Genomic DNA, 13,370 nt, shown 5'->3' with positions numbered 1-13,370 from the left:
AGCGCGCCGTTCACGGCAGGTGGCGCCCATGGCTGGGCCAGGTGTGACGCGAACACCGAGGCCTGACCCGGCCGCAGGCAGAGTCCCGGCACCTGCCTTGTTTCCGGATGCTCTCGGAGCACTCTGTGAGTATTTCCGGACCGTTCTTCGGTCTACAGTGGGTCTCGCTCGGTGGAGAAGTGGGTTCTGCGCAATCCGTGCGCTTCTGGCCTGCCCGAAACGGGTCAGCGTTCCATTGTTCGCCCGAGCCGATTCCTGAACGCGCCCAGTTCTGCGATGAGGGGGAATTGTGGGTCGAAGGATCGCGAAGGGCCTCGCCCTCCTCATCGCCGCGGCGACCGTGGCAGTCGCACCTGCGGCGATCGGCGCCTCAGCGGCGCCCGGAGCGGACACGGCAGAGGCTGCCAGGATCACCTGGGAGCCCTGCGGGACGCCCGACCCGCAGGGGGTCGGCGCCGAGTGCGGCCTGCTCGACGTGCCGCTGGACTACGGCAAGCCGAACGGCAGGAAGATCCAGATCGCCGTCTCGCGGATCAGGTCGACGGTAGCCGCCAAGGACTACCAGGGCGTCATCCTGGCCCTTCCGGGTGGCCCCGGAAACTCCGGGCTCTGCACGTCGCCGGCAGCATGCGTCCCCACCAGCGTCGGGGGTGCGTACGACTGGATCGGCTTCGACCCGCGTGGCGTCGGCTCCAGTGTGCCCGCGCTGTCCTGCGACAACGACTACTTCGACGGGCCACGCCCGGAGTACGTCCCGTGGAGCCGGAACATCGAGCAGACCTGGCTCCACCGGTCGAAAAACTACGCCGACGCCTGCCGTGCGGCCGGCGGCGCGCTGCTGGACCACATGACCACGCTTGACACGGTCAAGGACGTGGAGTCGATCCGCAAGGCGCTCGGCGTCGACCAGGTCAACCTGTACGGCGTCTCCTACGGCACCTACATCGGCCAGGTGTACGGCACGCTGTACCCGGAGACGGTGCGCCGCATGGTGCTCGACAGCAACATCGACCCGCGCAAGGTCTGGTACCTGACCGGCCTGGATCAGGACGTGAACTTCGAACGCAACCTGCGCATGTGGTTCGAGTGGGTGGCAAGGTTCGACGACGTCTACCACCTCGGCAAGACCGCCGACCAGGTCAGACAGCGGTGGTACGCGGTGCAGAACAACCTGCGCACGGCGCCGGCCGGCGGCGTCGTCGGCCCGGCCGAGTTCACCGACATCTTCATGTACGCCGGCTACTTCCAGTGGATCTGGCCGACCCTGGCCGAGTTGTTCGTCAACTCCGTCAACGATCCCGACGCCGAGCTGTTGGTCGCGGCGTACGAGAGCTCCTTCCGCCCTGCCAACGACAACGGCTACGCGGTCTACAACGCGGTGCAGTGCACCGACACCCGGTGGCCGCGCGGCTGGAACACCTGGCGGCGCGACAACTGGCGCACGTTCCGCGGCGCACCGTTCGCTACCTGGTACAACGCCTGGTACAACGCGCCGTGCCTCTTCTGGCCCGGCAGGGTCTCCAAGCCGGTCGAAGTCGACGGCTCGAAGGTCAAGAGCGTGCTGTTCGTCAGTGGCACGCTTGACGCGGCCACGCCGTTCGAGGGCAGCCTCGAGGCGCGGCGCCGCTTCCCGAACGGCTCGCTTCTGGCGGAGGTGGGCCAGACCACCCACGTCAACTCGTTCAACGGCAACCCGTGCGTCACCAGCGCCATCGCCGACTACCTCGCGACGGGCAAGTTGCCGCAGCGCAGGCCCGGCAACCGACCTGACGCGACCTGCGACGCCCTGCCGCCTCCCGACCCGACCGCAACGTCGCCGCAGGCGACGTCCCCGCGTACCGACAACGGAGCGGTGCGTGCGCCGCTCTACGCAGTGCGCCGCTGAGACCTGTCCGTCCAGGTTCTGTGGCTCCGCATCGGGCTCTGACCCCCGCCACGACATCGACGAGGCCCGGGGGGTGCGCCCAGGACGGGGCCGAGCGCCGCCCGGCAGAGAGCAGCAAGCCGCAGTCGAGGCTCCAGAAGCAGCCTTGATACATCGGGCCGGAACTCTTCCCACTCCACGCCGAAAAAGACCTCGATCGATTAGATAATCGAATTCTGCGATGGAACCCGACCTCATCCCGACTGTACGATCCGGCAAAACCGTTCGGACCATTCAATCGGCGCGTCGTGCGCCCGCCGGAATGGCCGGAACAAAGGGAGGCTGGGAGATGAGGCTCCACCGCCACACGATCTTCGCCCGCGAGCGTCGAGCCGGAGCGGCCGTCATGGCCACGCTCGCCACCACGGTCATGCTCCTCACCGTGGCTGCCGGACCGGCCACTGCGACACCCGCCACGGAACCGCCGTCCGGAACGACCGCCGAGATCCTCGGCACCGGCAACGCCACCCCCGTGCCCGGCAGCTACGTGGTCATCCTCAAGGACAGCGGTGGTACGGCCGGCGACCGGCAGGCTGGCGTGTCCCACCTCGCCGACCGGTACGGCTTCCGCCCGGACCAGGTCTGGCGCGACGCGCTGAACGGCTTCTCCGTGCGGACCTCCGAGCTGGTGGCCCGCCGGCTGGCCGCCGACCCGGCGGTAGCGGCCGTGGAGCAGGACCGTTTGACCAGCCTGGCCACCACCCAGACGAACGCGCCGTGGAACCTCGACCGGATCGACGCATCGCTGGGACTCAGTGGCACCTACAACTTCACAAGTGTCGGTACCGGCGTCCGGGCGTACATCGTGGACAGCGGAATCCAGATCAACCATGTCGAGTTCGGCGGCCAGGCGGTGTACGGCTACGACGCCGTCGACGGCACGCTCCCGGCCAACGACTGCAGCGGGCACGGCACCCACGTCGCCGGCACCGTCGGCGGGACGACCTACGGGGCGGCCAAGGACGTCGTGCTGGTCGCGGTCAAGGTGTTCGACTGCTCCCTGCCGAGCACGCTGTCGATGTTGATCAACGGGATCAACTGGATGATCGCCAACCATCCCGCCGGGCAGCCGGCCGTGGCGAACATCGGCGTGCTGACCAGCCCCACCGTCGCGCTCAACACCGCAGTGACGAACGCGGTCGCCGACGGCATCACGGTGACGGTTCCGGCCGGCAACTCGAACGTGAGCGCCTGCACCGTCTCACCCGCGTCGGTGCCGACCGCGCTGACCGTAGGCGCGACGTTGACGAACGACAACCGGGCAAGCTGGTCGAACTTCGGTCCCTGCCTGGACATCTTCGCTCCCGGCGATCGCATCACGTCGGCCTGGTGGAACTCGGTCACCGCGACCCAGACGATCAGCGGCACCTCACACGCCGCGCCGCTCGTCGCCGGAGTCGCCGCTCGGGTGCTCAGCAACAACCCGACCTGGACACCGGCCCAGGTGGCCAGCTACCTGTTCAGCGTCGCCAGCCCGGTCGTGATCAACCCGGGGGCCGGCTCGCCCAACCGGCTCCTGTACCTGTCCCCGGCGCTCTGACCTGGCCCTGTCACCGGCCGGCCCACGCGGTCAACCGCTCGCCAGCGGAAACGGAGCGAGCAGGCCGCGCAGGGCCGGCCCGGGTCGCCCCGACCGGCTGCCCGCTCCACGGCCTGCGGCGGCGGTGTGGGGTCGGTGGTGTCTGCAGTGAGGGAGCCTGCGGAGAGCCGGAAGGGCGTACCGCTCGGACAAGCGCGAGGACGCCGCGCGCTGGGCCCGAGCTGGCTCGTCGAGGCTCCGCAGTGCCGGTACTGCGGTGACCGGTGCCGGCTCCGGTAATGTCGGGCGTTCGTCCGGGTATTCGCCGACCGTGACCTTCTCGATCGCCGCACGATGTCCGCGCACCGGCCAGCTCGGGGTGGGAGCCCTGACGGCCAGACCCGCGGTCGGCAAGCTTGTCGCACACGTCCACCCCGGTGGTGCGGTAGCGACCCAGGCCACCCCCAATCCATTCCTGGCCTACGACGCCCTGCCGCTGCTGGGCGAGGGCCGCTCGCCGCAGGATGTCCTGACCGAACTGCTGGCCCGGGACCCGGGTCGGGAGGTGCGGCAGGTCGGCATGGTCGACCGCCAGGGGCGCTCGCACGCCTTCACCGGATCCCGTACGAGGGACTGGGCGGGGCATCACACCGGGCCGGGTTACGCGGTGCAGGGCAACCGCCTGGCGGGCCCGGAGACCCTCGCGGAGATCGTCCGGGTGTTCGAGGACAGCCGGGAACTCGACCTGGCGGAGCGGCTGGTGCTGGCCATTGAGGCTGGCGAGGAGGCCGGCGGTGACCGGCACGGCGCGCGGTCGGCGACCGCGACGGTGATCGGCGATCAGCCGTACCCGCTCTGGGACGTGCGGGTCGACGACACCGAGCATCCGGCGCGGGAACTGCGCCGGCTGCACGGCGTCTTTCAGGAGGAAGTGCTGCCAACTGTCCAGGGGATGCCCACCCGCGACGACCCCATGGGTGAGGCCGCCCGGCAGGCGCTCGGATAGCCCGCGCTCTACCGTTGCCTGAGCGTGCGGCACACGGTGTCCGCAGCGGCGCCCGGACCGGGGAGTGCCGCGACAGCGGCACCGCCAGCGCCGGCAGCAACCGGGCCCCGCCATGCCCGGCCTCGTGGTGCTCGTGTGCACGACACCGCGAGGAGTAGCGGGCCGCCTCAGGTCACCAGGCCGCGGCGGTACGCGTACACCACGGCCTGCACCCGGTCGCGCAGGTCGAGCTTGGTGAGGATGCGGGACACGTACGTCTTGACCGTCTCCTGGCTGATCACCAGTGCCGCGGCGATCTCGCTGTTGGACAGGCCCTCCGCGATGAGGCGGAGCACCTCCAGCTCGCGCGGGGTCAGCACGCCGCCGCCCAGGTCGCCCTCGGCCGGGCGGATGCGCGCCGCGTAACGGCCCACCAGCTGCCGGGTCACCTCCGGGGCCAGCAGCGCGGAGCCCGTCGCGACCGTGCGGATGCCGTTGAGCAGCTGCGCCGGTGGGGCGTCCTTGAGCAGGAAGCCGCTGGCGCCCGCGCGCAGCGCCTCGTAGACGTACTCGTCGAGGTTGAACGTCGTCACCACGAGGACCTTCACCGGCTCGGGGACCCCGGCACCGGCCAGCAGGCGGGTCGCCTCGATGCCGTCGAGCACCGGCATCCGGACGTCCATCACCACCACGTCCGGCCGGAGCCGAACGGCCAGGTCGACCGCCGCGCGTCCGTCGCCGCACTCGCCGACGATCTCCATGTCGGGCTGGGCGTCGATGATCGTCGCGAAGCCGGCGCGGATCAGCTCCTGGTCGTCGCAGACCAGCACCCGGACCGGCGCGGTCACGACGGGTTTCCAGCCGGGATCCGGGCCCGCACGAGGAATCCGCCGCCGGCCTGAGGGCCCGCGCTGAAGTCGCCACCGACGACGGTGACCCGCTCGCGGAGCCCGGCGAGACCGCGCCCGCTGCCGCCCGGGGACGCGCCGCCGGATCCGGAGCCGTCGGTGCTGATCTCCACGGTCGTCTCCCCTTCCCCGTGGTGGACGCGAACCCTGGTCCGGCTGCCGTGCGCGTGCTTCAGCGCGTTCGTCAGCGCCTCCTGCACCACCCGGTACGCCGCCTCCTCGGCGCTGCCGGTGGCCGCCACCGACGTGCCCTCCCGGACGAACTCGACCGGCTGCCCGGCCTGCCGGGAATGGTCGACGAGGGCGTCCAGGTCACCGACGGAAGGCGTACGCGGATCGCCTGTGCTGTGATCCGGGTTGAGCAGGTCGAGCAGCTGCCGCAGGTCGCCGACGGCCCGACGGCCGGTGCCGGTGATCGCGGTCAGGGCCTGGTCCAGCTTGTCCGGTGCGCCCGTCAGGTAGCGCGCCGCCTCGGCCTGCACGACCATCGCCGTCACGTGGTGGGTGACGACGTCGTGCAGCTCCCGGGCGATGCGCGTGCGCTCCGCGGTACGGGTGGCCTCCTCGACATGGCGGCGGCGTTCCGCCTCGGCGGCCCGGTTCTGGCGCAGCCACGCCCCGACGCCCCACGCGAGCGCCAGCAACAGGTAGAAGGTGGTGAACCCCGCGACGCCCTCACCCGATCCGAGCCGGTCGAGGGAGATCGCCAGGGGCACGTACGCTGCCGAGGCGAGACCCGCGACGACCCGGCGGCGCCGCTCCAGGTGGGCGCCGGCGCTGATGAGCGCGATGGCCAGTCCCGTACCCGCGATGGTGTGGTAGCCGCGGAGCTGGTCGATCGCGAAGCCGAGCGACACCAGCGCGAGGCAGACGGCCGGCCACCGACGGCGTACGGCCAGCGGCAGGCACTCCAGGGCGACGACACCGACGGTCAGCGCGTCGTACGGGCGGTCCGGGAGGTCGCCGAGCTGCGTACCCTGCCGCTCCAGAGCCGGGACCACCGCCGCGAGGGCGAGGGCCAGGGCGAACGGGAGGTCCCGGACCGTGATCGGCCACTGCCGCCACAGATCCGGGAGCCTCCGGAGCCTGATCACTGAGCGACTGTAGCGGTTGCCGGGGCCTGCGCCGTGCGGTGGCGACGCGGGACGATGTGCCCGCGGCGCTTGGCCAGCCACAGGAACACCAGGGTCAGCACCACGCCGGCCAGCACCGCGTACAGGCTGCCCTCCGGCCCGAAGGCGCCGCCGCTGAGCGCGACCGGCCCCGACGTCGAGGCCTCGAGCAGCCCCTTCGACTCGCCGTTGCCCGAGACCACGACGCTGAAGATACCGCCGGCGGCGAAATTCCAGCCGAGGTGCAGGCCGATCGGGACCCACAGGTTCCGGGTGGCGGCGTAACAGGCGGCCAGCATGAACCCGGCCTCGATGGCGATGGCGGTCGCCCCCCACAGGGTGGCGTCCGGGTTCACCAGATGGATCGCGCCGAACGCCACGCCGGTCAGGGCGAGAGCGATCCAGGTGCCCGTACGCTCCTCGATGATGCGGAACAGCACCCCCCGGAACAGCAGCTCCTCGGTGACCGCGACGGCCGCCATGAACCCGAGCAGACCCAGCGCTCGCGTCGGCGAACCCCAGCCTTCGACGTGGTAACCGCCGAGGAACGCGATGGTGGCGATGACGGCCGCGAACATGGCGAAGCCGATCAGCGTCCCGCGGCCCAGCTTCCCGCCCCAACCGTCCTGGCCGAGCTCAATCGGCTCACGGCGCTCGGTGCGCCGCACGACCCACCGGTAGACGACAACGCCCAGCACCGCCGTCACAGCGCCGATCACCAAGGTGAGGAAGAAATTGCTCTCGGCTGCGGCGACGCTCTGCCCGCCGACGAGGGCGACGGCGGCGACAGCGAGAAGCTGTTTGACGACGCGCATGATGACTCCTTCGCAGACCGCGACCGGAGCGCCGCGGACACGAAGAAACCTATGGAGTTCCGCCGCCACAATCGTCACCGTGCGGTGGACACTTGCGGGTAGCTCGCACGGGGGACAAGACCCCTCCGGAGCCCGGCCACCCGGTTGGACATGACGAGATCCACCGCTCGCCGCTAGGCAGAAACATCGGAAAGCATGCGGCCATCGTCGATCGCTCCCGACGGGCGCGCGGCCTCCTCCCAACCACCCGTTGGCGTCCGAGGTCACGTCAGCGGACTGGCGCGCCGCGAACAAATGGAGCGGATCGCGGCATGAGCGTGCGCCTGGGTTCCATGTGTCATCGACCTGACCGAAACTGGCTGCGGTAACGTCCGGGGCCGGCAGCATCAGGAAGTTGCAGGCGTGGCTCGTCACGATCACGCGATGACATGGTTGCAGGGAGCAGACCCATCGACGCCTCCGACACGATCACCCTGTGGCGGCCCACCGGACAGGCTGAACTCGACCTTGTCGCGGCGTCCGGATGGCGGGCATGGCCACCACGCCTGCCGGACCAGCCGATCTTCTACCCGGTACTCAACCGCTGGTACGTCACAAAGATCGCCCGCGAGTGGAATGTCCCTGCCGGTGGCGTCGGCTACGTGACCCGGTTCGAGGTCCAGCGTGCGTACCTGGACCGTTACGAGGTTCATCAGGCCGGTGGCCGCGACGTGCTGGAGTACTGGATCCCCGCAGAGGAGCTTGCCGACCTCAACGCCCACATCGTCGGCGCGATCATCGAGGAAGCCGACTACCGCGGTCCCGTGGGCGACCAGGAGTTCACCGACGCCCACCACGCGCTGGGCAGAGAGCTACCGGCCGCGTGGCGGGCCTACCTGCAAGGTGCGTCGTGGTTCCGGCGAGGGTGGATGGCCGGCGGAGCCTATGTTTGGCTCAACACGCCGCGCGAGATGATCGAGCTGCACCAGGCATGGGACGAGAGCACCGACGCGCACCCCGGCATCGCGATCATCGGCGGTGACGGATCCCGCGAACAGCTCGTGCTTGACCTGCGCAGCGACCCCGCACCGGTGCTGCTGGTCGACATCACCAGCAGCGGATGGGACAACGCCATCCGGCAAGCCGATGATGTCGGCGAGTTCATCGACCGCATCGAGGCGGGCACCTTCGCGTTCGACTTCGAGGATTAGCGGACATCGGCGAGCGGCCCAACGCGCCCTCGCGGCAGATCCGGATGGCTGCGAGTTGACGAATTACCCGAATTTCGTCCATTGCCCTTCAGAAATCACCTCGACGGAGCCGTCGACGACCTTGATGGCCGTCTGTTCGTCGATGGCGTAGGCCGGGACGCCGATGTCGGCCGCCCACCGCTCGGCGTCGGCCAGGGTGTTCGTGGGGAAGAGGTTCAGGTGCGGGAAGATCGAGAAGTCGACGACTCCCAAAGCCCGGTCGTCCGGCGCCGACGCCCATTCGACGAAGTACGACCCGATCCGGGGGGTCATCACCATGCTTCCCGCGCTCACCCCCACCCAGACGGTGTCGGGCAGCGAGGGCAGCAGATCGGCCAGCCCGGACTCTCGCATCCAGTGGCACAGGTACGTCGCGTCGCCACCGTCGACCAGCAGCACATCGGTCTCCCGGACCCAGGGAATCCATCGCTCCGCGCCGATGCTGGGCAGCGCCGTGAGCTCAAGGACACCGAGCGAAGCCCAGCCCAGGCCGGACAGGTACCGCCAACCGGAAGCGGGGTCGGCGGCCACGAAGCCCTGCACCGATGCCGGTCCGCACATCGGGTGACCCCACTGTGCCGTCGGGACGCAGAGGGCCCGGCACTCAGAGACCGGCTTACCGAGAAGCTGCACGAGCGCCGAGTGGATGCTTGGGTTCGTCACACCGCCGGACGTGAGCAGAAGCTTCACGTTACCTCCAAGATCGTGAGCGGAGTCGAACGCGCTCGATGGGCAGGCGGACCGGGCCGGGGCACATCGTAGGCGGAACGTCCGCCTCCGCGACGTCCGTGAGACTGCTGCGGCGAATGCCGCGTCCGGTCCCACCTCGCACAACACATGCGCCTGACCGGGACGCGTCGGGCGGTCCTGTCGCGACGACCGCTCATTGGCGTGAGAGGGCACCGCCGGGCTGTCCCCGGCGGCAGTCCCCATGCCACAGGAGGGGCTGGATCGGCGTGCGCATGGTCGATCCGAATCCGCCGCCACCCCTGTCAGCGGCCGATCCCACTCATCGACGCTCGCCGCGCCGCCATTCAAATGCAGCGACCCCGCACCCACGCGCAGGTCACGGCCACTCGTGCTCCAGCCCGACCGGACCCGTCGCACACCAGCGCACCACTACCGACAGTTGTGGCTCAGGACAGCACAGGCCGCGCCGAAGCAGAGGGGCACCAACGGGAGCATCAAGCGTTCGCATCCGGAAGATCACGGCACATGCCGGGAAGCGATCAAGGCCGTGACCGGCGTTTCCGCTGTTCACGGCCTTAATCGTGAAGTGCGCCCGAAGGGACTCGGACCCCTAACCTTCTGATCCGTAGTCAGATGCTCTTTACGCAACCGGACGATCACCGCCGCGAGTGGCAACGGCCCACAGAGGCCCTCGCTGATCGCGCGGGGTTGTCTCGCTAACGGCACCTCTCTGTGTCAAGGCGTTGGCAGCAGAGAGGTCTCCGTTAGATCCACAGACCCCACGACGGCCGTCGCTGCTTGACAGTTACGCCCATCCGATATCTTGTCCGCGGAGGTCATCATGTTGCGCTGGTCAGCACGTCGATGATGCCGTGGATGCGGGCAGCGGTCAGGTCGTGAGCCGATCCCGGTAGCGCTGGCGAAGCCCAGACGAGGCGGCCCGCTGCGTCGGCGATGACCTGAACATTCACGCCGTGGCGCTTGTGCTTTCCTGAGTAGTAAGGCTTCTGGTCGGCGACCCGGTCGATCGGGATCAGGGTGCCGTCCAGGATCGCGTACGCCAGCATGCGGATCCGCTTCATCGCGGTGATTAGGTCGTCGGCGGATGCCGCGAGCAGGGCGATCGCTTCCTGCACGCAGCGCCAGGCGGTGGCGACGCCGATCGCAAACCCGCAGGCCAGCCGGGTGTACGTGTCGCCGTTACGCAGATGGGCAAGGGCGAGTAGTGCCTGGCGTCCCCGCATCGAGGCGCCGCCATCGCGATCGTTGCTGCTTACGGTGCTGGCGGATGCGGTCGGCGAGGTCGTTGAGGGTCCGGCTCGACGAACGAGATCGTGGACGGTAAGACAGCACAGGCGAGGCTCCCGGTCGGGCATCGGGCCGCCGCACCGAACGCACGACGGGTCATGCGCTGGCTGTCAGTACTGCCGACGCCACGTAGGTCCCGACGTCGGGAACGTAGTCAAGGTAAAGATCGCCATTACTCCGCAGCCTCAGAATGACTGTCGTGGGACTGTCACAGAACTTTACCTTGGTGGTGATGCGCTCTCTGATCTCCAACGATTCGCCGATTATCCGCGCCACCGACCATGTGCCCGTGCACAGGCCGGGGTAATAGACAGTTGCCGCTCGGGAACCGGCCGCGATGGTCACCCACATGTCCCAGGAGCCACTACCCCCAGTCTGCTCCAGCGTCCCCTCCCACGATCCTTCGAAGCTGGCAGGAAAGGTGAGGGCTGCTGACTCCGGTGACCGGGACGCGGGTCGATCCGCCGACGGAGATGCTGCGCCACCGCTCGGAGTCTCCACCGGGGGCGTGACGCCGCTCGGGGCGGAACCCGGGCTGGCAGGCCGGGGGTGGCCGTCATCCTGAACGGCCGCGACCACCACGCTGACAACAAGGAATCCAATTACGCTGGCGACCAGCACGCGAATGGCCACCGGAGGCAACTTCTGATTGATCATTCCTGCGACGACATTGCTGGCGATGCCGACGAGCGCCAACACGGCAGCGGAGATGAGCAGCTCCGGCTGGAAGATGGACACCTGGGCATGATACGGGTGTGGCGCAATGAGCCTTCCTCAAGCTGATCTTGTAGCTCAAGATGGTGCGGCGAGCCAGACGTCTGAGTCTCGGCGGCAGGTCAGAAGCCGCCTACGGGAAGGTGCCCCGCTCGCCTCCAGTGCACTCGCGCCAACCGTCGAAGCGTCACTCCATATGCTTCTCAAGCGCCCTCTGCCCGGAAGGTGCCGCCGCAAGTCCGCCACGGCGACACCTTCCGGGCAGGCTTATGAGGGGGGACAGCTCGCCGCATGCGGTTCACTGCACGTGGTATCCGTAATTTTCCCGGATCGGGTAGGTGGCATTGCAGTGCCTTACTGACTGACCGTCGCCGCTGGCGCGATCCATCCAGGTCCCGTACAGGGTGGTCTTCCTGCCGTTGTCGTTCCAGCAATCGATCCAGACTCTGTACTGGCCGTATCCTGCGGTGCATATCGCGTACGCCCAATTGCCGCCGTCTGTACCGGCATGGCAGTTGGTCGGCACGGCTGAAGCTGGCGCCGCCGAGAGCCCCACTGCGGCGACGACCGTAGCCAGTCCGAGTGCAAGTTTCCCCGTGAATTTGATCATGTGAGCGATGATAGCATCGGGGGCTTCCCCATAACAATAGGCGGGCGACTATCTCCGGAGCCCGGCGTTCAGTTCTGCTCCCTGCTGCAATGCGACACCATCACCCGCGCCCTTGCCGCCTGCCCGGCGCGGTATCTGATGATTGAGCAATCGCTTGTCCAGCGTGAAGTTGAGGAACAGAGGCGAAGTAAGCGGCCCCTCAGCTTCGACTCTGTCGTCACCACCGTCCGCTTGCGGCCTTGGCTGCGTTGGTTGCTCACGTCCGCTTCGTTTTCCATCACCACCGTCGGCTCGACCTGCACGTACCGCAGCGGTTCCGGCCGATCCAACTGCCCCGACCACGATGCCGGCAGCGGCTCCGGCCACGGGTGCACCACTGGGGCGCGGCGCTGCTGCAAAGGCCGCAGCGGAGACAGCAGCGTCGTGAGTTCCTGGCGCTGTTAGGCGTCCAGCGGATGGGTGCGGCCGGTGTATCGAAGCCGGCCTCGCCGGTCGAACCGGCCCAGCAGCAGCGTGTCTGGGTTGCGGAGGCTGCCCGTTACGCCGCCAATGATCGCTTCCGCGCACGACGGGCAGCTTGGATCTCGTCGCTGTTGGCCATTGCTTCTAACTCCGATCGCCCTGCAGACGCCGCAGCCCCGACGCGTGCAGACCACAGCTGCCAGCTCTGACAGTCACCGATGCGCCCGAAGGCCGCGCGTCGCTGCCGAACGCAGGTAGTGCCAGGGTCGTGCCCACAGCACATCTGTCGTCGGTCTCATTGTGAGACCAGCGGCGCCCCTGCAGGGCAGTTTGCGGTGTCAAAATTTGTCGGAGTTGATGTCGGCAGATGCCGACAATGTTGCAACTGGCCAGCGGCTCGGGTACCCCGCCGCCACCGGAAGCGGACCATCCGGCTTGATGTCGTTGACGGCCCGTCACCCGCCCTTCACGACCGGGCGGATGAAGCGACGATAGTCAACTGCCGCACCACACCGCGCGGCGGAAGCCCGGGCACCGAGGATCGCTGCGAGTAAAGCCCAGCGGCTCAGTCTTCGCGCCAGCGTTCCTCGTAGTGCCACTCTTCCTCGTACCAGACTTCTTCGTAGCCGCCGTCGTAGTCGTCGCCGCGGTCGCGGTTGAACCACGCGTAGCCGATGCCGATGGCGGCGAGGAGTCCGACGAGGCCGGGTCAACCGCGACCGACGCCCCGGGCATCCACCTCGGCACACAAGATCCACGACACTGACCACAATGGACACCGGTTCCATCAGGCACCGGTGTCCCGACCATGATCCAAATCAGCAGACACGCAAACGCACTCGGGCAGCACCGACCGGCACGGACCCCGCCTGGACAGCACGGCGACAACGGAGCACCATCGGAGCACCGGATTCCAAATCCTGGGACGCTTCGTACCAACTTGCAGAAGCGATCAAGGCCGCGGCCCCGCGTTTCCGCTGGCCACGGCCTTGATCGTGAAGTGCGCCCGAAGGGACTCGAACCCCTAACCTTCTGATCCGTAGTCAGATGCTCTATCCGTTGAGCTACGGGCGCTCGGTGCTTGGCCAGTCTAC

The 13,370-nt window shown here is 68.5% G+C and carries 9 protein-coding genes, 1 tRNA gene and 2 pseudogenes; 4 read left to right on the top strand and 8 right to left on the bottom strand.

The window, feature by feature from the left end:
* The first annotated feature begins 289 nt into the window (after window positions 1-289).
* The 3 genes from AB0883_RS14885 to AB0883_RS14875 all read left to right on the top strand — a co-directional run bounded on the left by AB0883_RS14885 (window position 290) and on the right by AB0883_RS14875 (window position 4,449).
* Window positions 290-1,885, top strand: a complete 1,596-nt coding sequence (locus AB0883_RS14885; RefSeq protein WP_366641645.1) for an alpha/beta hydrolase — start codon at window positions 290-292, stop codon at window positions 1,883-1,885.
* Between the two features lie 220 nt (window positions 1,886-2,105).
* Complete coding sequence (locus tag AB0883_RS14880; RefSeq protein WP_366641644.1) at window positions 2,106-3,464, top strand: S8 family peptidase; 1,359 nt, start codon at window positions 2,106-2,108, stop codon at window positions 3,462-3,464.
* 310 nt (window positions 3,465-3,774) lie between these two features.
* Window positions 3,775-4,449 carry a DUF1028 domain-containing protein gene (locus AB0883_RS14875; RefSeq protein ID WP_366641643.1) on the top strand — a complete coding sequence of 225 codons (675 nt, stop codon included), beginning with the start codon at window positions 3,775-3,777 and terminating at the stop codon, window positions 4,447-4,449.
* A gap of 167 nt (window positions 4,450-4,616) precedes the next feature.
* Here AB0883_RS14875 and AB0883_RS14870 read toward each other — a convergent pair whose 3' ends face one another.
* Genes AB0883_RS14870 through AB0883_RS14860 form a run of 3 tightly spaced genes read right to left on the bottom strand, consistent with a single transcriptional unit; the run spans window position 4,617 to window position 7,263 of the window.
* Window positions 4,617-5,276 (bottom strand): response regulator transcription factor, encoded by a 660-nt coding sequence (locus AB0883_RS14870; protein ID WP_366641642.1) that lies wholly within the window; start codon window positions 5,274-5,276, stop codon window positions 4,617-4,619.
* Window positions 5,273-6,430 (bottom strand): histidine kinase, encoded by a 1,158-nt coding sequence (locus tag AB0883_RS14865; RefSeq protein ID WP_366641641.1) that lies wholly within the window; start codon window positions 6,428-6,430, stop codon window positions 5,273-5,275. Before AB0883_RS14865 ends, AB0883_RS14870 begins: the two co-directional genes overlap by 4 nt.
* Window positions 6,427-7,263: a CPBP family intramembrane glutamic endopeptidase gene (locus tag AB0883_RS14860; protein WP_366641640.1), complete on the bottom strand. Its 837-nt coding sequence runs from the start codon at window positions 7,261-7,263 to the stop codon at window positions 6,427-6,429. The genes AB0883_RS14865 and AB0883_RS14860 overlap by 4 nt, the downstream gene beginning before the upstream one ends.
* Window positions 7,264-7,691: 428 nt before the next feature.
* On the opposite strand from AB0883_RS14860, the pseudogene AB0883_RS14855 reads away from it, so the two are divergent.
* Window positions 7,692-8,039: pseudogene (locus tag AB0883_RS14855) on the top strand (ADP-ribosylation/crystallin J1); the annotation flags it as partial.
* Between the two features lie 477 nt (window positions 8,040-8,516).
* Here the strand turns inward: AB0883_RS14855 and AB0883_RS14850 are convergent.
* From AB0883_RS14850 to AB0883_RS14830, 5 genes and pseudogenes are all read right to left on the bottom strand, one after another.
* Entirely contained in the window at window positions 8,517-9,182 is a 666-nt protein-coding gene (locus tag AB0883_RS14850) for a Type 1 glutamine amidotransferase-like domain-containing protein (RefSeq protein ID WP_366641639.1), read from the bottom strand.
* Between the two features lie 851 nt (window positions 9,183-10,033).
* Window positions 10,034-10,535: pseudogene (locus tag AB0883_RS14845) on the bottom strand (transposase family protein); the annotation flags it as partial.
* A 51-nt stretch (window positions 10,536-10,586) separates the two neighbouring features.
* Window positions 10,587-11,228, bottom strand: coding sequence for a hypothetical protein (locus tag AB0883_RS14840; RefSeq protein ID WP_366641638.1), 642 nt, complete (start codon window positions 11,226-11,228; stop codon window positions 10,587-10,589).
* 274 nt (window positions 11,229-11,502) lie between these two features.
* Window positions 11,503-11,814, bottom strand: a complete 312-nt coding sequence (locus AB0883_RS14835) for a hypothetical protein (protein ID WP_366641637.1) — start codon at window positions 11,812-11,814, stop codon at window positions 11,503-11,505.
* Between the two features lie 1,463 nt (window positions 11,815-13,277).
* Window positions 13,278-13,350: transfer RNA gene (locus AB0883_RS14830), tRNA-Arg, on the bottom strand.
* Window positions 13,351-13,370: the final 20 nt, after the last annotated feature.

Source organism: Micromonospora sp. NPDC047812 (assembly GCF_040704175.1).
In the GTDB taxonomy this organism is placed as follows: domain Bacteria; phylum Actinomycetota; class Actinomycetes; order Mycobacteriales; family Micromonosporaceae; genus Micromonospora.
Note: the sequence above shows the minus strand (reverse complement) of the source record. Positions and strands in the feature narration are given on the sequence as shown.